Origin of the sequence: Eubacterium sp. AM05-23 (assembly GCF_003477535.1) — a bacterium.
Classification (GTDB): domain Bacteria; phylum Bacillota; class Clostridia; order Eubacteriales; family Eubacteriaceae; genus Eubacterium; species Eubacterium maltosivorans.
Genome location: NZ_QUDF01000005.1, coordinates 104957 through 126301, shown reverse-complemented (window position 1 = coordinate 126301; position 21345 = coordinate 104957). Strand labels below are relative to the sequence as shown.

Genomic DNA, 21345 nt, shown 5'->3' with positions numbered 1-21345 from the left:
TCGAACTTTTTTTCCGTATAAAGTAAATTCCCGCAAAAATGATGACGGGCTGAACGGTTTTTTGTCAATGACATTATTCTGGCCGCCTACAGCATGTCCAAGAGCCATACGTCGATCGCTTATAAAAAACTGGGCGTCAACAACGCGATGGACGCCGTACTGAAAGCCCGGGAGCTTGGGCTTATCGATTAAAGCAGGAGACCGGTGTAAAAACGTCCCGGTTTCTTGCTTAATACAGAAAAGACAGCCGCACGTTTGCGCGGCTGTCTTTTTTAGTCAGCTTTTTTCCTGATTATCAGGAAGAATAATACAATCCCGATACCGAGTAAGATGTGGCCAATGCCGGCGATACCGGAAATGGAGGCGTTCAGGCCGCTGCTGACCGGAACCGACAGCACCTGAATAATACCGCGCCATGCCAGTGTGACGGCCGTAATACAGAGACCGAAGTTATACAGGATATAAAATACTTTGAATTTTCTGTCGGCCAGGACATCGGGCAGGTTCTTGACAAACAAGGCCACAACCAGAAACCCGATCATGCCCAGTATAAAGAGATGCGTATGGACAAAGCCCAGGTTTGTCTGGCCGGTAAAGTGGTTGAACTTTGTGAATTCTCTGTAAAACACACCGCCTGCCATAGCGAGCAGCGCATAGGTAAAGGCTGTGTTGATCATTTTTTTCATTTGCTTATTCTCCTTTAATATGAACAGTGTTCATTATCAATCATAGTGCATATGAAGTCTTTTGTCAAGTTTACAGAGAGAGCACAGCGCAAAATTGCGCTGTGCTCTCTAGTCCTCGATTCCAAGCTGGGTTTTATACATGCGGCTGTAAATACCGCCCAGAGACATGAGCTCACAATGGCTGCCTATTTCGGCGACACGGCCATTTTCCAACAGGAGTATCTGGTCGGCGTCCCGGATCGTGGACAGTCGGTGGGCGATGATAAAGGAGGTCCGGCCTTCGGTAAGCCGCAGCATGGCCTTTTGTATCCGGCTTTCGGTCCGTGTATCGACGGAGCTGGTAGCCTCATCGAGGATGAGGATGGGCGCATCGGCCAGAATCGCGCGGGCAATGGTGATGAGCTGGCGCTCACCCTGGCTCAGGCTTCCCCCGCTGTCGGTAATGAGCGTCTGATACCCCTCCGGCAGCCGGCTGATAAAACCGTGGGCCCCTGCAGCTCTGGCAGCCTCGACCACCGCGCTGTCCTCAGCGTCCTCCCGCCCATACCGGATGTTTTCAAGAATACTCATATGAAACAGGGCTGTATCCTGAAGTACCACGCCAAAACAGCGTCTCAGGTCTGCCAGGCGGTAATCCCTGAGGTCGTGGCCATCCAGAAGAATCTGCCCCTCTGTCACGTCATAAAACCGCGTCAGAAGGCTGATAATGGTGGTTTTTCCGGCTCCAGTCGCGCCGACAACTGCCATGCGGGTTCCGGCGCTGGCCTCAAAGCTTACATCCTTGAGAATGGGGATATCGGGTTCATAGCCGAAGGACACGTGTTCAAAGGCCACATCGCCTCTTGGATTGACAATGGGCAGCGCGTCCGGAATGTCAGGCGGCTCTGGGATTTCGTCAAAAATTTCAAAAATACGCTCAGCGCCGGCCACGGCGGTCTGAAAGACATTGTAAATATTGGCAATTTCATTAAGCGGACGCGTAAACTGCCTTGAGTACAGCAGAAAGCTCGAGATAGTCCCAATGCTTACCATGCCCTGGGCAGCCATGACGCCGCTGACAATGGAGACGGATATAAAGCTGAGGTTTTTGATCACGTTCATGAGCGGCATGAGATAGCCAGACCAGACCTGGGCTTTGGTGCCCACATCGCAGAGCGCGTCGTTGTTTTTCTCAAATTCTGCGATGACAGCCTCCTCTCTGCCGTAGGCCTTGACGAGGGTGAGCCCTGAACTGGTCTCCTCAATTTCTCCATCCAGGCGGCCAAGCGCTGCCTGCTGCTTTTTAAACAGCTTGCGGGTGACACGGGTGACGGTGCGGGTCAGTAAAAAGACCAGGGGCACCACCGCCAGCGCGGCCAAGGTCAGCCATACATTGAGAGCGAGCATAATGCCAAGGACCCCCACAAAGGTAAAGACCAGCATCATAAGCTGCGCCAGCGAATCGGAGATGGTGGAGCTGATATTGTCGATATCATTGGTCAGGCGGCTCATGAGATCGCCGTGGGGGCTCCGGTCAAAAAAGGCCAGCGGCAGATCCTTCATCACGTCAAACAGCGCCTTGCGGATATAGCAGATCATGCGCTGGGACACCGAGGCCATGATGTAGTTCTGGCCAAAACGGACAGCCCAGTCGCCGATATAGGCCAGAAGCAAAAATGCGAGGAGTACGGCGGACAGTTGGCCGTTGTTGATGCTGTCGATGATCTTTCCGATCAGCAGAGGGGTGAGCATGGCAGACAGCGAAGCCAGCCCTGACAGGGCAAAAACAAGCCACAGCCCCTGCCGGTGGCCCCTGGTCAGGTGCCAGAGACGGGACAGCGTGCCTCTCATGTTTTTGGGCCTGACCGCCTCAGCCATCCTGTGTTTGCCGGGTGAGCGCCGGACTGGGGGCAGTCCTGCTGGGTTAGCGGCGGGCATGTTCATCATCTCCTATCTGGGATTTATAGATTTCACGGTAAACCGGACTTTCAGCCATGAGCGTTTCGTGGCTGCCAAGCCCGGAGACGCGCCCTTCATCCATGCAGAGAATTTTATCTGCCCGCATGACCGAGGCGATCCGCTGGCTGATGAGGATCACCGTGGTTCCTCTGGCGTATTCCCGGATACGGCTCATAACCGCTGCCTCGGTGGTGGCGTCAAGGGCGCTGGTACTGTCGTCCATCACCAGTATTGCGGGATGGCGGATCAGCGCTCTTGCAATGGAGAGCCGCTGCTTCTGCCCGCCGGACAGGTTTACCCCGCCCTGCCCCAGAACCGTGTCGTAGCCTCCGGAGAAGCCGTTTATAAACGCATCGGCACAGGCTGCGTGGGCCGCGGCGGCGAGAGCCTTATCGTCGGCGTCTGGATCTCCCCACTTCAGGTTATCCCGGATGGTGCCAGAGAAGAGCAGTGATTTTTGGGGAACCATACCGATAGCCGCGCGAAGCTCCGAGGTCTTCAGGCTCCTTACATCCCGGCCCCCCACCAGCACCCGCCCGTCTGTAGCGTCGTAAAACCTTGGGATCAGGCTGACCAGAGTGGATTTGCCGGAGCCCGTGGCCCCGATGACGCCCAGCACCTGCCCGCTTTCCAGGTTAAAAGATACATTGTCCAGTGACTTTTCTGGCGAGTGGCTATATGAGAAAGAGACATGCTCAAAGGCTACGCTGCCGTCGGGCTTTCCAGCCGCGGGGCTCTCTGGTTCGCTCATGGCGGGCTTTTCGGAAAGAACCTCCTGCACACGCTCGGCCGAGGCTGTGGCCCTCACCATTGTGTTGAGGATATTGGAAACCATGGACAGGGCAAAAAGCACCTGAGTCATGTAATTGACAGAGGCCATAAGCTTTCCCACGTCCTGGTGCCCGCCGGTTCCACCCAGCCACAGCAGCACCACGATACCAATGTTGACAGTCAGATTGATGAGCGGCCCAAACACTGCCGTCACCCGGGTGGCCGAGATACCGGAGGCGGCCAGCTCTTCGGCAGCAGTGCCGAACCGTCCGGTCTCATAGTCCTCCCGCCCAAAAGCTTTGACGACTCTTATGGAGGTCAGGAACTCGCGGCTCACGCTGTTCAGGCGGTCCAGCCTGCGCTGAAGCCGGACAAACCTCGGGTAGCCAAAGCGCATGTTCCCGGCGATGAGCAGCGCCGAGATAATAAGGATGATCACAATCATTGGGATCTGCGCTGGCGTCTGGGTTATGATGAGGATGATGGCGCCGATACAGGTGATGGGCGCCTTGACCAAAATGCGCATGGTACCGTTGACAAAGCTCTGAATCTGAGTGACATCATTGGTGATGCGGGTGATCAGTGACGCGGGGTGAAGCCGGTCGATGTTTTCAAAGGAGAAAGACTGAATTTTGCGGTACAGCTCTGAGCGAAGCTCTTTTCCGATCTGCTGGGAGGTGCGGACTGAAAGGTTGTTCCGGATTACCGCGCCAGCCGCGCCTATAAAGGCAACGATCAGCATAATGCCTCCAAAATAAAGCACAGTGCCCACTTCCTGATTTTTTACCCCGTCGTCCACGATATGGGACATGAGGGTGGGCTGTAGCAGGTCCGAGAGTGCCTCAATGGTCAGAAAGAAAATGGCAGTGAGAAACAGCCACAGATGTTCTTTGATTTTGGTTATGATCAGCTTCATGTTAATCCCTGCCTTTTATTTTCGGATAGGTCTATTGTAGCATAAAAAAACGGTTAAGGGGATAAAAGTAAATCCGTTATTGTGCTGTTCAAGGCATTTTTACGTTTATAACAGGCGCGGCTTTATTAATTGAAAAATTTTTTTGAGCTCCAAAAGATCTTATTCGATATATTTCCTTTAATTTGCATTAATTTTGTGTTAAAATTGGCTTGTTTGTGGAAGCAAATATAAAAAAATAAGGAGGAGTATTTATGGAAACAATCGATGTTGGTTTCTTATCGCTGTTACCACCGATCATCGCGATCGTTCTGGCGTTATGCACCAAAGAAGTTATTTCATCGTTGTTAATCGGAATACTTTCAGGGGGACTTATCTACGCGTTAAACACAGGCGGCGGCATCATCGAGATGAGCAGCGTAGCCTTCGGCGTTACTGCTGAGACCGTTGGTTCGCCTGGCAAGTTTAACATCATTCTCTTTTTGGCCCTTCTGGGGGCGCTGGTTTATGTGGTCACGATGGCCGGGGGCTCAAGAGCCTACGGTAACTGGGCCTCAACCAAGCTGAAAAGCAAGAGAAGCGCTCAGCTGGCCACCAGCTTTCTGGGAATGCTGATTTTCATCGACGACTATTTCAACTGCTTAACAGTCGGTACTGTTATGAAACCCGTCACAGACAAGTACAATGTATCCCGCGCAAAGCTGGCCTACATCATCGACGCCACCGCGGCGCCGGTCTGTATCATCGCCCCGATCTCAAGCTGGGCGGCGGCTGTTGGATCAACCCTGTACGAAACCGGAGCCTTCACCAACGAATTACAGGCTTTCTTCGCGACCATCCCATACAATCTTTACGCTATTTTATCCATTATTATGGTACTGGCGCTGGCCGCAACGAATCTGGAATTCGGACCCATGGCCAAGGAAGAGTACAAGGCTGAGAAAAAAGGTGACCTGGGCGCTGTCGCGGATGATCTTGAAAGCAACCAGGAGGTATCCGACAAAGGAACCGTCTGGGATCTGATCATCCCCATCGGCGCGCTGATCGTGTTCTCAATCATTTCCATGCTGTGGAACGGCGGCTACTGGGCCGGCGAAGGCCTGAGCATCGGCGAAGCCTTTGGGAACTGCGACGCTTCCGCGGCCCTGGTACTGGGCGGCTTCTGGGCGCTCGTTGTAACCTTCCTGCTGTTTATTCCGAGAAAGCTTGTGAGCTTTAAGGAATTCATGGGCGGCATCGGCGAAGGCGTTAAGAGCATGGTTCCGGCTTACATTATCCTGACACTGGCATGGACCATCGGTTCTTTATGCCAGGATTACCTGGGCACCGGTATCTACGTTGGCCAGCTGGTAGAAGCCAGCCACCTGCCCATGGGCCTGATTCCGGCCATCGTATTTTTGGTAGCTGCGGGTCTGTCTTTCTCTATCGGTACAGCCTGGGGAACCTTTGGGATTTTTATCCCAATCGTTGTGTTTATCTGTCAGGCATCCGCACCGGAGCTGATGGTTGTCACCCTGTCCGCAACGCTGGCAGGCTCTGTTTTCGGAGACCACTGCTCACCGATCTCAGACACCACTATCCTGTCTTCTACCGGCGCGGGCTGTGACCATATCAAGCATGTGGCCACCCAGATGCCTTACGCGTGCCTGGTAGCAGCGTGCTGCTTTTTCGGCTACATTGTGGCCGGATTCTCATACGGCAACATCGCCCTGACACTTGGCACTGGCATTATCCTGCTGGGCGTTACCCTGTTCGTGCTTCACCGCCTCTCCAGCAAAAAACTGGAAAGAACAGAAGTGACTGCCGAGCCGGAAGCTTAAGCAGACTTTTAAATTTTGTGGAGAATCCAGAACTTTCTGTTGTGGATTCTCCATTTTTTTACCCTTAATAAAAAGAATTTTTCAAGCAAGTCGTTTACAGATATGTTATAATAAAGAAAAAAAGGGGGCTTGAAAATGGGCGAAAAAGTATTATTTAAAGAATGGCTTTGTGCCAGGTACTCAGGCGATGCGTCTTATTTTGGTGATCTGGCAAAGGATGTGGCCGAGGATAAAGGCTTTCCGGACGACGGCTCAGCCGATGATTTTATCAGCTATATTGAGAGCCAGGGCGCCAGCGAGGAAGCGCTGAAGGTGATGAGCGACGCCTACGCACTCTTTATGAAGGGCGACAACTAAACGAAAGAGAACCTGTCTTTTAAAGATGGGTTTATTTTTTTGCCTGGGAGGCACAGCGCAAAAATGTGCCGTGCTCCCCTACCGTCTGCGGCGGAACCTCTGCAGAATATTTCTGCCCAGGTCCCGGAGCCCGGAGCTCTTCACAAGCCGGGTTGGAAAATCCGGCTCGCGGTCATAGACAATCTGGAAATACTGGCTCCTGTTTTCCGCGTCCATACTGGTAAAAACCAGCCCGTACCTCAGGGCGCCGTCTCTGCTCTCATCTGTTCGAACCACTCTGGCCTCCAGTCTGGCGCGGTAGTGGCCGGACTGGACAAGCACCTCCAGCGGCAAACTCGGGTCCAGTGTTTTTCCGGTGTCAAGCGCTATGGCCATGCCTGTTTCGGAGATATCGAGCGTATGGCCCGAAAAACGGCCACAAGGCGTTTTTAACAACACGGGCAGTTCTGCACTGAAGCGCACGTTTTTCCGGCTGTTTTTCCGGCCTAAAATAAAAAATACGGCCATGATAAGAATAAAAGTGTTGAGAACCAGCCAGTACATGACGACCAGAGCCGCCACAAAGCTGGCGGGCATCCACACTGTGTAGCACTGGTAGATGGCGAGCGCGGACAGCAGAATAAAAAACAGGTGCGGAAGCGCCAGAGTAAAGCTGCGCGAGTCGGTCACCGCATCCTTGCGGGTTACAGAGAACTTCTTTTCACGGATGCCCAGAGTTTCCAGGATAATGGGAAGCGTCAGATACGGAAACAGGGCGGTGTCGATAATGTTGCTCCACCTTGCGCTGCGCATGCTGCCGGAAAGAAATTGCAGTGACAGGCCGTAGAGCAGATAGGCTGGTATTGAAAAAATCAGCAGCTCGGGCACAGTGCAGTCCACGATAACAATTTGGAACAGGGTAAAAAGGATCGGGGCTGAAATATATACAAATCGCCTGAAAAAGGCCCACCAGTATAAAAAGGAGCTGTAATAGCTGAGGCGTGTCCTGAGGGGCAGGCCCATATGCCTGAGCCAGTGTGACTGGCGCAGGGTCTGGACGCACCCCCTGCCCCACCGCCTGCGCTGGCTGATGAGGTCCCGCAGGGTGGCGGGAGCCAGCCCGTGGGCCAGAACGGTCGGAATGGCATAGCACCGGTACCCGGCGGCCTGAATACGGATACCGGTGGCAAAATCCTCGGTGATGCTGTCCGTGGCGATGCCGCCCACCTCTGTGAGCGCCCGGCGTGAGATAAGGGTGTTTGACCCTGCATAGATGGGCGCATTGGCATAGTTCCGGTTGACATTAACCTCCTTGAAAAAGTAGTCCTGTTCGTTGGGCAGCTTTTTCTCAGAGTACAGGTTATACTGGAAAAGGTCGGCGTTGTAGAAGCTCTGGGGCGACTGGATAAAGCCGATGGGCCCCTCCTCCAGGAAGAAGTAGGGCACAGTTTTCATGAGAAAATCATGGGTGGGGATCATATCCGCGTCAAAGGTGGCGATGAGGGGCGAATGGGTTTTAAAGATCGCGTTGTTGAGGTTCCCGGCCTTGGCGTGGGGGTTGTCCCGGAGGCCAAAGTAGCCGACGTCCATCTGTCTGGCCAGCGCGGCGACCTCTGCGCGGCCGGTATCGTCGCAGAGGTAAATGTGCACTTTGTTTTTGTCCGGATACACCATGTATCTGCAGGCGTTGACGGTTTTATAAAGGAGCCCGGCCGACTCGTTATGCGTGGCGATGAGCACATCCACCTCCGGATAATCCGCGGCGGGAATCACCGGGAGCTCTGGTACGGCAGAGCGGGAATAATTCCGGTAGAGCTCGAAGGTTTCCAAAGCGCCTGTGAGCTCTGTGATGAGCAGGATAACGCCGACGGCTGAAGCCAGCGGCCCAAACCGGAAGGGCAGCGTAAAAAACAGCCGCCAGCCGAAATAGACGGTCATGGCAACCACTGTAAGTATAAAAATCGTCTTCTTGATTCGTATTTTATTTTGTTCTTTCATGCTTTCCTCTTGAATTTTAAGTCTCATTTAAAGTTTACCCTGAAGCAGTGCCGGAAAACAAAAAAGAAAAGCGGAAACCGGTTAAGGCTTCCGCTCGGTTTCCTATAGAAAAAGGGGAGTAATTCTAAAGGAAAAAGGATTATATGTGATATTTATTATTATAGAGTTATTGATCCCAAGTTGCAAGGCCAAATTTTGCAATATCGTTTGCAGATTTTAATTTGTGAACTGAGATAAATAAAAAGAAAAACCTGTGAGCAGAATGCCTCTGAACATCAGGTTTTTCTTAGCTTTCGAGGGGCTTTTCATCCCCTGTCAGATTCCGAGATTTTTATTGGCGGTTTCCATCATCAGCTTGATCCGGTTGATCTGGTTGACCTCGGAAGCGCCGGGGTCGTAATCGATGGGAGCGATATTGGCCTTCGGATAGCGCTTGCGGATAGGCTTGATCATCCCCTTGCCCATGACGTGGTTCGGCAGGCAGGCAAAGGGCTGGACACAGACGATGTTTTCAACGCCGGACTCGATAAGCTCCATCATTTCAGCGGTCAAAAACCAGCCCTCCCCGCCCTGGTTTCCCAGCGCGATGAGCTCCCTGGCCTTTTCCGCCTTTTTATAGATGGTCGACGGCGCGTGAAAATGGCGGCTCTTATCCAGTGCCTTTTTCATGTTTTTGCGGTACATTTCCAGCACCTTGATCCCGGCGATACCGGCGGTTTTTCCTGATTTGCTGCCTGACAGCTCGTCGTACTTGTAAATCGAGTTATAGCAGCAGTAAAGGAAAAAGTCGATGAGATCCGGCACCACCACCTCAGCGCCCTCGTTTTCCAGCACCTCAATGAGGTTGTTGTTGGCGGTCGGGTGGTACTTGACCAGAATCTCCCCTACAATGGCGACCTTCGGGATTTTCTTCTCAATTCTGGGCAGACGGTCAAAGTCCTCGACAATCTGAGTCACATTGCGTTTAAAGACTGACCATTTCGGCTTGCGGATGTCAATCTTAACCCGCTCTTTCCACTTGTTGTAAAGGGCCATGGCGGAGCCAGGCACCTGCTCGTAGGGCTTGGTGGCGTAAAGCACACGCTGAAACAGGTCGCCGTAGACCATGCCGATCATGGCGCGGTTGGCCAGCCCCGGCGTGATCTTAAAGCCCGGATTGTCCTCCAGGCCCACCAGATTCAGTGAGATTACCGGCACCTGCTCCATGCCCGCTTCCTTCAGCGCCTTGCGGATAAAGCCCACATAGTTGGACGCGCGGCAGGGGCCGCCGGTCTGGGTCATGAGCACAGACACATTATCCAGATCATATTTGCCGGATTTCAGTGCTGCCATGATCTGCCCGGTGGTGATGATGGTCGGATAGCAGGCGTCGTTGTTGACATAGGTCAGTCCTTCATCCACTGCCTTTTCGTCCACGCTTGGCAGCACCTCGACGTTGTAGCCGCTTTCGGCCATGGCGTCCGCGATAAACTCAAAGTGGATGGGCGACATCTGAGGTGCCAGCAGCGTATGACGCTTGCGCATTTCCTTAGTGAACACCACTTTTTCAGGAAGCTCTTCACACGGGAGCTTGACGTGGTTTTTTTCACGTTCTTCCATGGCTGCCTTCAGCGAGCGCATACGGATGCGGACAGCGCCCAGATTGTTGACCTCGTCAATCTTGATGAGGGTATAGATATTGCCCTTACTTTCCAGGATTTCCTGAGTCTGCTCGGAGGTGACCGCGTCCAGGCCGCAGCCAAAGGAGGTCAGCTGTACCAGCTCCAGAAAATCATACTGAGCGACAACCTCCGCAGCCTTGTAAAGGCGGCTGTGGTATTTCCACTGGTCCAGTACGCGGAAGTTTTCCTCATCGAGCTCAGCGGCCAGATGGGCGATGGAATCCTCGGTGAGTACGGCCATGCCCAGGCCGGTAATGATGTTGTCGAGCCCGTGGTTGATCTCAGGGTCGATATGGTAGGGCCTGCCGGCCAGCACAATGCCTTTTTTGCCGTTTTTTTTCAGCCACTCCATGGTCTCCTCGCCCTTTGCGCGCATATCGTCCCGGAAGCGGTCCTTTTCGCCCAGGGCCAGCTTCAGGGCAACGCTGATCTCTTCCTTCGGGATACCCAGCCCGCCAAAAATTTCGGTGAGCCGTTCCTCCAGCCGCTTGTGGTCATCCAGGGCGATGAAGGGATTCAGGAAGGTCACGCCGTTTTCTTTCAGGGATTCCATATTGTGCTTGATGGTTTCGGGGTAGGACATGACAATGGGGCAGTTGTACCAGTTGTCCACTTTTTCAAATTCCCGTTCCTCATAAGGAATGCAGGGATAGAAAATCGTCTTGATTCCCCGGTCGATCAGGTCCTGGATATGACCGTGCACCAGCTTGGCCGGATAACAGACTGATTCGGAGGGGATGCTGGCCATGCCCTTTTCATAAACCTTGCGGTTGGATTCCTCAGACAGCTCGACACGGTAGCCAAGGCTGGTCAGGAAGATGAACCAGAAGGGATAGTTTTCATACTGGTTGAGCACGCGCGGAATGCCGATCACACCGCGGGACGCCTGGTTGGTGGGCAGGGGCTGATAATCGAAAACGCGCTTGTATTTATACTGGTACAGGTTCGGCAGGTCCTTGTTTTTTCTTCCCTCGCCGGCCCCAATCTCACAGCGGTTACCAGTAATGTGCCGGCTGCCGTCATTAAAACGGTTGATGGTGAGCAGGCAGTTGTTGCTGCACCCGCCGCAGCGGCGGTGGCTGACCTCAACCTCAAAGCTGTAGAGCTTATCCAGATCGAGAAGGGTGCTCCTGTCGCCCTCGGTATAGTTTTCACGGGCGATCAGCGCGGCGCCAAAGGCGCCCATCAGCCCGGCGATGTCTGGCCGCACCACGTCCTTATCGGTAATTTTCTCAAAGGCGCGCAGCACCGCGTTATTGTTGAAGGTGCCGCCCTGGACAATGATATTTTCGCCCAGATCCTTGGGGTTATGCACCTTGATAACCTTCTGCAGGGCGTTTTTAATGACCGAATAGGACAGGCCGGCGGAAATCTCCCCGACCTCGGCCCCTTCCTTCTGGGCCTGCTTTACCTTGGAATTCATGAAGACCGTACAGCGGGTGCCAAGGTCCACGGGCTTTTCGGCCAGCAGAGCCTGGGACACAAAGGCGTCCATGCTCAGGTTCAGAGATTTGGCAAAGGTTTCGAGGAAAGAGCCACAGCCCGAGGAACAGGCCTCGTTGAGAATAATGCTGTCAATGGTGCCGTTCCTTATCTTCATGCACTTCATGTCCTGGCCGCCGATGTCCAGAATAAAATCGACCCTGGGCATAAAGTATTTAGCGCCTTTATAGTGGGCAATGGTCTCGATCTCGCCGATATCGACCTTGAGCGCTGTCTTGATCAGGCCCTCGCCGTAGCCGGTGACCGCGGATTTGCCGATAACCGCGCCGTCGGGCAGCTTGTTGTAAACATCCTCCACAATCTTGATGGCCTGGCCCAGAGGGCTGCCCTCATTGCTGCCATAGTAATGGTACAGAAGCTCGCCCTCACGGCCGACGAGTACTGCCTTGGTGGTCGTGGAGCCAACGTCGATACCCAGGAAGCACGCGCCAGTATAGGCCTCAAGGCTTCCCCGCTCCACACGGTCCTTTTGATGGCGTGAGAGAAAACGGTCCAGCTCCTCCTGGCTTTTAAAAAGCGGGTCCAGACGTCCTACCTCGCTGTCACCAGCGCCGTCGGTGTTCTGTACGCGTCTGACCAGCTCGGAGAGCGGCAGCGTGCCGTATTTATCGGAGGAGTAGGCAGAGCCCACGGCCACAAACAGGTTAGAGCCTTCCGGGAAGATTACCTGCTCAGGCGACAGCTTCAGCGTTTCGATAAAGCGCTGCCTGAGCTCAGACAGGAAGAACAGCGGCCCGCCCAAAAAGGCGACATTGCCGCGGATAGGATGCCCGCAGGCCAGACCACTGATGGTCTGGTTGACCACTGCCTGGAAAATGGAGGCGGCGATATCCTCTTTGGCAGCCCCCTCGTTGAGCAGGGGCTGTATATCGGTTTTGGAAAATACCCCGCAGCGCGAAGCGATGGGATAAATGGTCTGGTGGGTTTTCGCAAGCTCATTGAGCCCGGTGGCGTCGGTTTTCAGCAGGGTGGCCATCTGGTCAATAAAGGCCCCGGTGCCGCCAGCGCAGGTACCATTCATCCGCTGCTCAATATTGCCCTCAAAGAAGGTGATCTTAGCGTCCTCGCCGCCCAGCTCAATGGCGCAGTTGGTCTCAGGAATCAACTGCTCAACCGCCACTGTCCCGGCTACCACTTCCTGGATAAAAGGGATATCCAGCCATTTGGAAATCATCAGTCCGCCGGAGCCGGTCACGCAGACCTTGGTGGTGATGTCGCCTACCGCCTCAAAGGTTTCCTTTAAAAGCTCCGCCATGGTCAGCTTGATATTGGACAGATGTCTTCGGTATTCTTTGTAAATAATATTGTCGTTCTCGTCCATCACCACCACTTTAATGGTGGTTGAGCCTACGTCAAGGCCCATCTTGTAAGTTTTGTTCATGTATTATGCCTCATTTTTATTAATCATCAATCATTGTCAGTAATGCTTGTTTAGTGTACGCTCTCTATTTTTCCCAATCGTTTATACAGCGGTTTATAGCGCTTATACGCCTTTTTATACACCTCTCGGTAAAGAACTGCGTAGTGCCGGCTTTCTTCGGGATCAGGCATGAAACGGCGCGATTTTCGCACCATCTCCGCCCCGGCTGTCTCCAGATCCGGATAAACGCCGAGCCCCACGTAGGTAGCCATGGCGCCGCCGAGCCCGGTGGTCTCATAGGTCTGAACCCGGTAAACCTCCCGGCCAAAGACATTGGCCATAATCTGGGCGATGTTGTCACTGCGGGAGCCGCCGCCGGACAGGCCGATGGTATTCACCCGCACGCCAGATTTTTTCTCGATGGTTTCAAGGCCCTCCAGAAGCGCGAAGGCCAGCCCCTCGATAATGCTTCTGTAAATATGGTATTTGGTGTGGCGCTCGCTGAAGCCGATAATGGACCCTTTGGCCTCCGGCTTAAAGGATTCCTGTCCCCAGTAGGGCTGCAGCACCAGGCCGCCGGCCCCCGCGGGTACGGTGGGCAGTTTCCCGTTCAGAAAATCGAACAGGTCCTCACCCCGTTTCTCACAGTCCTCCCGCTCCTTCGTGGCAAACATTTCGATAAACCAGTTGACCATCCAGAATCCGTGATAAACTGTGATCTCAGGGTTATAAGCCTCTGGGTCCACCCCGGGGAAGGGCGGATAGAAGGGCACCAGCTCATAATAGCGCTTGGAGGTTGTCTCCACAGTGGCCTGGGTGCCAAGGGATACACTGGCGCAGCCCTCGTTCACGCAGCCGACCCCAATGGTCTCACAGCCCTTATCGGTTCCTGAGCCAACGAGAGGCAATCCCTCGGGCAGACCTGTCTTTTCGGCGGCCTCAGGGGTAATGACACCGATGACCTGGCAGGAATCCACCAGGTCACAAAGCTTTTCACGCTCGATCTGAATGATCTGGCGCTTGATTTCGTAAGGACCGCACCATTTCTTATGCTTGAAGTCAAAGGGAAAGTGGCCCGCAATATTGGAGGTCGCGTCCACCATCTGGCCGGTCAGTTTATTGATCAGGTAAGTCGAAAGAAAAATGTATTTATCCGCAGCGTTCCAAAGCTCCGGCTCATGCACCTTGATCCAGTGCGCGTGTGTGCCGGTATTAAAGCTCTCGGTAAAGGCTTTTTTGCCCGCTATCCAGAAAGCAAAACGGTAAGGCTGCGGTATCGTAAGTGGTTTCTCCAGCGTCCGCCGGTCCATCCAGCTGATGAAGTCCCGCAGGCCCTCGCCTTTTTCGTCCACAATGGTGGCGATATCGCGCTGCACCGCGATATTCATACCCGAAAGCGCTTCGACATACTCAGGATAATGGTTTTTCATCTCCAGAGTAACCCTGGCCAGATCCTCCCAGAACATAGCGGGCGGCGCTTCCACATAATGCGGCTTCTTTGAGTAGTAGCCCTCAAACCTTTTCTCGGTTTTTGCCAGCGCCCGGCCCGTTTTGTCAAACACAATGGCCCGAATGCCCTGGGTGCCACAATCAATCGTTAAAACTAATTCCTTCTCCAAACCTTAACCTCAAAATCAAATTTCTTCTTATTTATTATATATCAATTCTTAAACGACCACTATTATAACAAATCTTCAAGAATTTATCAAAGTTTTCTTTAGAACTATTTAAATTGGGAAAGGGTTACAATTGATTGAAGTTTTCCCCTGGCGATTAAAAACTTCTTTCAGTCTTTTCAGGTATAATAAAAAGAAACCGCAAATTATGAACAAGAAACTGGAGGCTTCCATGAAAACAAAGCTCGCCTGCTGCCAGATGCCGCTGACAGCAGATAAGGAAACAAATCTGAACACTGCTGAAAAAATGATCCGCACCGCCGCAGAAAACGGGGCCGGGATGGTGCTGCTGCCCGAAATGTATATATGCCCCTACGCCGGGAGTGATTTTCTGACCGCGGCCGAGCCTGCGGACGGGCCTGCCAATACCCGCATGTCTGCCCTGGCCGGGGAGCTCGGCATCACACTGTTCGCCGGTTCTATCCCCGAGATGGAGGACGGTCATATCTATAACTCCTGTTTCGTTTTTGGACCGGATGGCAGTCTGCTTGGACGGCACCGGAAGGTGCATCTTTTTGATGTTGATGTCAAAGATGGTATATCCTTTAAGGAGTCGAATGTTTTAACTGCTGGTGATAGCATCACTGTTGTGGAAACGCCCTTTGGACCTGTGGGCGTGGCCGTCTGCTTCGATATCCGTTTTCCCGAGCAGTTCCGCATTATGGCAGAACACGGGGCGAAGCTGGCAGTGCTGCCCGCCGCCTTTAACATGACCACCGGGCCCATGCACTGGGAACTGGCGCTGCGCTCCCGGGCTGTGGATAATCAGTGCTACATCGCGGCCTGCTCCTCCGCCCGGGATGAAAACGCCAAATACGCGGCCTGGGGACATTCCTGCGTGATTGACCCCTGGGGCAATAATATCGCCGGGCTTGATGAAAAGCCCGGCGCCATCTCGGTCGAAATCGACACCCGTGTCGTTGACGCGGCGCGGGAACAGCTGCCCATTCTGTCAGCCAGAAGAAAGGATCTTTACAGGCTGGAGGAAATAAAATGATTGAGCTTATTTTCGGGAACAGCGCTGCTGGAAGTCTGAGCTGCGCAAAATCCATGAAACATGGCCAGGAGATAAAAGAAGCGTCGATGCTGCGTGGTAAGAATCATACCACCCCCACCCATTGGCCCGGGCTATCCCTTGGCGGCAGCCCCGGGGATGTGGCGCCCCTGTGGCAGTCGCTGGATATCGGAGAGCTTGACAACAACGATACAGAGAGCGGCGTCCGGCTTTCTGTGCTGAAAATCCTGTACGGCGAAACGCCCGGCGTGGCTGAGGAAATTGCGGGGCTGAACCGCAAAACCCTTGACTGTCTGGAAAAAGCCAGGGAAACCCTTGAGCCCGTCCGCATCTGGCTGTCCGAGAACGATCCGGCCGAGGTCTGCGGCCTTCTCTTTATCTGCCATTTTTTCAGAGAAGGTTCAGTTCCCTTATCCGCAGTCTTTGTCTCCCGGCAGACTGTGTTTGACGGCAAAGCGCGCCAATACCTGAGCACAGGCAATATTTTTCCAGAGGACTTCGGCAGCCTCGCCCAGCTTGAGGAACCCCTCGCCCTTGTCCAGGTAAAAGCCTGCGCAGCGCTGTGGGAACAGCTCGTCAAAGAAAACGCCCCTCTGCGGGCTGTGGTAAATGGCCGCGTTATGAGCGTGCGCGAAAACTTCTATGACGCTGTTCTCCGGGCGAATATACCGGACGGTGACTTTATGGCCGCTGTTCCCATCGGCAGAACCCTGATCCGCGTCCCGGGGGTGAGCGCGCAGTGGCTGTTGATGCGTCTGCAGGCCATGGCTGATGACGGAGAGCTTGTGGCAGTTGCTCCGTCAGAGGACGAGAACCCTTATGGCGGCATTATGCGGCGAAAAGACTGAGCAACGTAAAAACGGCCGGATCGCTCCGGCCGTTTTTGGTTTCGCTTACGGATCTATTGGTCCTGCCCGGAATATTTATTCCGCATTTTAAAATAGAACAGGCGCCAATATATCGACTCGATTAAGGTTTTTAACACTACTTCTCTTTCCTCGATTCTTTTATTTTTGTAAACGAATTTGTACTTGTATTATATACCCTGAACTCAGAAAAATCAATTGTATTCAGAAAAACACCCATAGGATTTAAGAGATGATGGCACTCACTGTTGTGTTACGTAATATGCACAGGAATTGAATGTATTAATATTGAGTTTTGCACTTGTTTGGTGTATGATATACAAAAGCGGAGGTATATGATGGATAAAAAACATACCGTAGATAAGCAGGTCTTCGGCCAGCGCCTTAAATACCTGATGACCAATTTTAATGAAACCACCTATTCGATGTCCCGAAAATTCAATCTTTCTCCCCCGAGTATTTCACGCTATACCCGAGGCGAGATGGCCCCGAAGATTACGACCATCCGGGAGATGGCGGCCTACTTTGACGTCAGCCCCCTGTGGCTTATGGGGCGTCCTGTCTCGATGTACGAGAGAGAGGTGCTTGACGACACCCGGCCTTTTGGGCCGGAGGTGACACTCTCGGTTTTCGGGAGCATAAAATACCAGCTGCCTGTCTTTTCCAACGAGAAGACCGTCCATACCCTTACCCTGCCCAGCGACCAGCTGGCAAAATGGGGCCCGGTCTTTGCTCTGGAGATTACAGACGCCAGCATGGAGCCCACACTCATGAAAAATGACCATGTGGTGGTAAAGCTCAACACCTTTTTAAAATCCGGCGATCTGACCGCGCTGCACGTGGGTGAGTCGGATCTCAAAATAAGGAAGGTCTCTTTCCGGAAAAATCAGGTGATTCTCCAGCCGCACAACCCAGCTTTTGAGGTGGAGGTTTATGACCTTAATAAGGATAATGTCCAGATCATCGGTTCCGTTGTCTATCAGAAACGCATCTATGAGCGCTTCTTTGAATGTTATTAATTTTATTTATAGGAGGACTTATGAAATCTTATCGAAAAGAACTGCATTTTAACTTGCCGACCCGCAGAGGCCTTGTCAATATCACGCCGGATGTGGAGGCAGCGCTGGCTGACAGCGGTATCCGGGAAGGACTGGTGCTGGTCAACGCCATGAATATCACTGCCAGCGTGTTCATCAACGACGATGAGAGCGGCCTGCACCATGACTATGAGGTGTGGCTCGAAAAGCTGGCGCCCGAAAAACCTTACAGCCAGTACCACCACAACGGTTTTGAGGATAACGCCGACGCCCATCTCAAGCGGACCGTTATGGGCCGTGAAGTGGTGGTGGCCATCACAGACGGCCGCCTGGATTTCGGCACCTGGGAACAGATCTTTTATTTTGAGTTTGACGGTAAGCGCGATAAACACGCGCTCATTAAAATCATCGGTGAATAAAAAGCACGGCACAAAAATGTGCCGTGCTTTTTTAGTAAAGTTTCTGTCTTTTGTAGGACCATACAGCCAGCCCGCCAAACAGCGGGATCTCCACCGCGGCGAACAGAAGGCAGGCGCAGGGCCGCCACAGGACAAGGTCGCCAGCGTTAAAAAATTCCAGGCTTTTCTCTGTCAGCGTCTGATAAAAGCCACTGCTCGAGACGACGCCGGCAGAGGGCAGCAGAGAAGACAGCACGCTTTCCTCAATATGGAGAAAGGAGAAGAAAACAGGCAGCAGGGCGATCACCACACTGGTCGACACAGCCGCCACCGGCACTTTGCAGCGTGAGGATACAAGCATGGCGCAGGATACTGTGGCCAGCAGGGTGAGAATGCCTGAAAGCACTGTGGCGCCCATAACGCCGCCGATGGTCATTGGTGTGATCGCAGTTGTGAAGTAACGGGTCTGTAGGGATGCTTTCAGCCCCTCCCATCCAAATACGGTGTTGAGGGATAGCAGATAAATCCCGATGCAGACTGTCACCAGCAAAAGAACCAGGACATATACGGCCATCAGCCGCGCTGTTCCAAGCTGCGGCCCATACCGGCAGCAGCGCTGGATATCATCGGCCTGGCTGTGATAATCCTCAGAAAAGACTGGCGCGGCAATAACCGTACCGAAAAACACCAGCACAAACAGGAGAAACACCAGAAATTCTGGCCCGTCGCTGTCGCCGTAACCATAGGCGTAGTAAAAAGGCGTTTCGACCCTCTGGTTAATGTTTTTGGCGGCATTCTGAACCGCTGGCGAACCGGGATACTGCTCCTCAATGGATGCGTTGATGCGCGCTTCACGCTGTCTGTAAAAGTCAGCGGCAGCATCAACAGAAATGTCGCGGGTTTCATAAGTATACGACAGCAGGCGCAGCAGCGGCGACAAAGGCGCTGTCGTTTTCTCCCGGAGCGCGTCTGGTATTTCGCCTTCCGGGTAATCTTCTGCGATATCCTGATAGGTCCTGAGGGCTGACTCCAGCTTTTCAGCTGTGACAGAGCCGTATGACGGCGCGTAGACTATTCTCGCGTGGGCAACGGCGTCCAGGCCGCTTCTGTACGCCGGGCTTTCGTATGAGCCATAACGGGTGTTCGCTATGACCACATACACCAGTAAAATGGTAAACAAAACCGACAGGATCGACAGCGCCTGAACGGTCTTGTTCAGGCACAGCCGCTTAAATTCATGAAAAAAGACGTTTAGCATGGCCACGCTCCGAGGTAGCTCAGGCGACCTGCCGACCCTTGTGGGACAATATGGTCAGCAGGACAAACAGTGGAATCTCCACCGCGGCAAAGAGGATATAGGCGTAAGGCAGCCACAGGGTAAAGCTCCCAAGGTGAAGGAAGCTCGTGCTGTTGAGCGTCAGGGCATAGTAAAAGCTGTTTTCCATGGCCATGCCGCCCGAGGGCAGCAGCGCGTACAGCCATTTTACATTGACGCCCGCAAAGCCCAGGAAAATGGGCAGCAGGCTGACGCAGAAGCTGATGATGAGCGCCGTTGTGGGCGAGTTACACCGGGAGGATACAAACAGGCAGCAGGACGCTGTGGCCAGCAGAGTGAGAATGCCGGCAAAAAATGTCATGCGCACCATATCCCCCACATTCATGGGCGCGATGCCCCAGGCCACAAAGGCCGTCTGAAGGGAGGCTGACAAGCCCTCCCAACCAAAGATGCTGTTCAGAATGATCAGGTAGACACCGGTGCTGATCACTGTTATACCCAGGGTGAGGATGAGCACAGAAAGCGACCGCGCGGCGCTCAGCTTTCCCCTGCCGTAGCGGGTGCAGCGCTGGATGTCATCGGCCCGGCTGTGATAGTCGGCGGCGAAAGCCGGCGCGGCTATGGCGGTGCAGAACAGCACAAGAATCAGCAGCAGTAAAACCATAAAATCCTTTCCATCACTGCTGCCGTAGCCGTAAGCATAGTGAAAGGGTGTTTCAACCTTGCTGTTGAGCTCCGTGGCCGCCTGCCTTGCCTGCGGTGCGTTGGGATATTTATCCTCCAGCATGCTCTGGACATTCTGGAGACGTTTGGCGTAGAAGCCACCCACCTCATCGGCGTTTGTGATTTCAGAATCGTCAAAGGCGCTGAAAATCCAGCTGAGGGCTGGCTGGACCGGGGTTATTTTTTCTTTATAAACCGAGGCCGGCATTTTTTCCTCATAGGCGTTTGATGTGTTGATATAGGTCTCAAAAGCAGACTTAAGCTTTTCGGGCGTTACCTCTCCATAAAGGGGCTTATAGGCTTCCTTGAGGGCCGGGATGGCCGCCAGCCCGTTTTTGGCGTCCGGGTCGTCCCGCCTTCCGTAGCTCACATTGTCCACTGCCATCACGCACAGCAGCAGGGCGGCAATAAGCGACGCGGCGCACAGTATCCATACCATGCGGCTTTTAAAAAGGCGTTTAAACTCCATACAAAATACGTTAAGCATCACTGCACCTCCTCTGTGCCCTCTGGGAAAAGCCAGAGGTATAAATCTTCGAGCCGGGGTGTTTCCGGGGCTGAGCCCGGCAGTATGGCGGTATCGGCCAGATAGCGGAGTGCGGCCCGTCCTCCGGGCTCGCTCCGGATATTGGCGACACGGACAAGGCGCTCACATTTTAACAGGTCCCTTTCAGGCACCTCGGTATGCCATACACGTCCTTTCATGGTTGCCACCAGCTCATCCGTGCTGCCCGCTGCGATGATCCGCCCGTCCTTCATGACCGCGTTACGCGTGGCGATATTTTCCACATCGGACACGATATGGGTGGAAATGAGCACGATCCGGTCTTTTGCAAACTCGGCCAGAATATTGCGGAAACGCACCCGCTCGCCCGGGTCCAGGCCGCTGGTGGGCTCGTCCAGAATCAGGATTTCCGGATCGTTGAGCAGGGCCTGGGCAATGCCCACCCGCCGCTGCATACCGCCGGACAGCCTGCGGATTTTTTTGTTTTTCACATCACTCAGTGCGAGCATCTGGAGCAGGCTCTCGATTTTTGAAGACGCTTCTTTTCTGCCAATACCCTTGAGGGCGCTCATATATTCCAAATAGCTTCTCACTGTAAATTCAGGGTAAAAGCCAAAGGTCTGGGGCAGATAGCCAAAGATGTCCCGATAACTTTCGCCCAGATCGGCAATGTCTATCCCATCGTAGAACACCCCGCCGGAGGTTGGCTTTAAAATGCCTGCCACCATGCGCATCATGGTGGTTTTCCCCGCGCCGTTGGCGCCGAGAAGCCCCCAGATTCCCGGCGTTAATTTCAGGCTGACACTGTCCACGGCCAGCTTATCCTTATATTGCTTGGTCAATCGGTTGATTTTAAGTTCCAT

15 protein-coding genes are annotated in these 21345 nt (G+C 53.4%); 6 read left to right on the top strand and 9 right to left on the bottom strand.

From position 1 onward, the window contains the following. Positions 1-272 precede the first annotated feature (272 nt). The 3 genes from DW091_RS08160 to DW091_RS08150 form a co-directional block, all read right to left on the bottom strand. Entirely contained in the window at positions 273-686 is a 414-nt protein-coding gene (locus DW091_RS08160) for a DUF2871 domain-containing protein (RefSeq protein WP_058694637.1), read from the bottom strand. Positions 687-794: 108 nt separating this feature from the next. Then, positions 795-2603 carry an ABC transporter ATP-binding protein gene (locus tag DW091_RS08155; RefSeq protein ID WP_118517911.1) on the bottom strand — a complete coding sequence of 603 codons (1809 nt, stop codon included), beginning with the start codon at positions 2601-2603 and terminating at the stop codon, positions 795-797. After that, positions 2590-4311: an ABC transporter ATP-binding protein gene (locus DW091_RS08150; RefSeq protein ID WP_118517910.1), complete on the bottom strand. Its 1722-nt coding sequence runs from the start codon at positions 4309-4311 to the stop codon at positions 2590-2592. Before DW091_RS08150 ends, DW091_RS08155 begins: the two co-directional genes overlap by 14 nt. 251 nt (positions 4312-4562) lie before the next feature. Between DW091_RS08150 and DW091_RS08145 the strand changes: the two genes are divergently transcribed. Further along, positions 4563-6128, top strand: a complete 1566-nt coding sequence (locus DW091_RS08145; protein WP_074616886.1) for a Na+/H+ antiporter NhaC family protein — start codon at positions 4563-4565, stop codon at positions 6126-6128. A 135-nt stretch (positions 6129-6263) separates the two neighbouring features. Next, positions 6264-6485, top strand: a complete 222-nt coding sequence (locus DW091_RS08140) for a YozE family protein (RefSeq protein ID WP_058694641.1) — start codon at positions 6264-6266, stop codon at positions 6483-6485. Between the two features lie 78 nt (positions 6486-6563). Here the strand turns inward: DW091_RS08140 and DW091_RS08135 are convergent, their stop codons facing one another. The 3 genes from DW091_RS08135 to DW091_RS08125 all read right to left on the bottom strand — a co-directional run bounded on the left by DW091_RS08135 (position 6564) and on the right by DW091_RS08125 (position 14605). Continuing rightward, complete coding sequence (locus tag DW091_RS08135; protein ID WP_158577858.1) at positions 6564-8462, bottom strand: glycosyltransferase family 2 protein; 1899 nt, start codon at positions 8460-8462, stop codon at positions 6564-6566. A 315-nt stretch (positions 8463-8777) separates the two neighbouring features. Further along, on the bottom strand, positions 8778-13007 hold the full coding sequence (locus DW091_RS08130; protein ID WP_118517908.1) for a 2-hydroxyacyl-CoA dehydratase: 4230 nt from the start codon (positions 13005-13007) through the stop codon (positions 8778-8780). A gap of 50 nt (positions 13008-13057) precedes the next feature. Next, on the bottom strand, positions 13058-14605 hold the full coding sequence (locus tag DW091_RS08125) for an FGGY-family carbohydrate kinase (RefSeq protein WP_118517907.1): 1548 nt from the start codon (positions 14603-14605) through the stop codon (positions 13058-13060). 229 nt (positions 14606-14834) lie between these two features. Between DW091_RS08125 and DW091_RS08120 the strand changes: the two genes are divergently transcribed. The 4 genes from DW091_RS08120 to DW091_RS08105 all read left to right on the top strand — a co-directional run bounded on the left by DW091_RS08120 (position 14835) and on the right by DW091_RS08105 (position 17999). After that, on the top strand, positions 14835-15659 hold the full coding sequence (locus tag DW091_RS08120) for a carbon-nitrogen hydrolase family protein (RefSeq protein WP_224168767.1): 825 nt from the start codon (positions 14835-14837) through the stop codon (positions 15657-15659). Beyond that, on the top strand, positions 15656-16525 hold the full coding sequence (locus tag DW091_RS08115; RefSeq protein WP_118517906.1) for a DUF3658 domain-containing protein: 870 nt from the start codon (positions 15656-15658) through the stop codon (positions 16523-16525). Before DW091_RS08120 ends, DW091_RS08115 begins: the two co-directional genes overlap by 4 nt. A gap of 353 nt (positions 16526-16878) precedes the next feature. After that, entirely contained in the window at positions 16879-17562 is a 684-nt protein-coding gene (locus DW091_RS08110) for an XRE family transcriptional regulator (RefSeq protein ID WP_224168766.1), read from the top strand. A gap of 20 nt (positions 17563-17582) precedes the next feature. Then, positions 17583-17999 (top strand): secondary thiamine-phosphate synthase enzyme YjbQ, encoded by a 417-nt coding sequence (locus DW091_RS08105; RefSeq protein ID WP_058694648.1) that lies wholly within the window; start codon positions 17583-17585, stop codon positions 17997-17999. A 31-nt stretch (positions 18000-18030) separates the two neighbouring features. On the opposite strand, the gene DW091_RS08100 is transcribed toward DW091_RS08105, so the two are convergent. The 3 genes from DW091_RS08100 to DW091_RS08090 are packed head-to-tail and all read right to left on the bottom strand — an operon-like array spanning position 18031 to position 21345. Beyond that, positions 18031-19236 carry an ABC transporter permease gene (locus DW091_RS08100; RefSeq protein ID WP_118517905.1) on the bottom strand — a complete coding sequence of 402 codons (1206 nt, stop codon included), beginning with the start codon at positions 19234-19236 and terminating at the stop codon, positions 18031-18033. Positions 19237-19255: 19 nt separating this feature from the next. Further along, positions 19256-20464, bottom strand: coding sequence for a hypothetical protein (locus DW091_RS08095; RefSeq protein WP_118517904.1), 1209 nt, complete (start codon positions 20462-20464; stop codon positions 19256-19258). Further along, a complete protein-coding gene (locus DW091_RS08090; protein WP_118517903.1) occupies positions 20464-21345 on the bottom strand; it encodes an ABC transporter ATP-binding protein in 882 nt (293 codons plus the stop codon). The genes DW091_RS08095 and DW091_RS08090 overlap by 1 nt, the downstream gene beginning before the upstream one ends.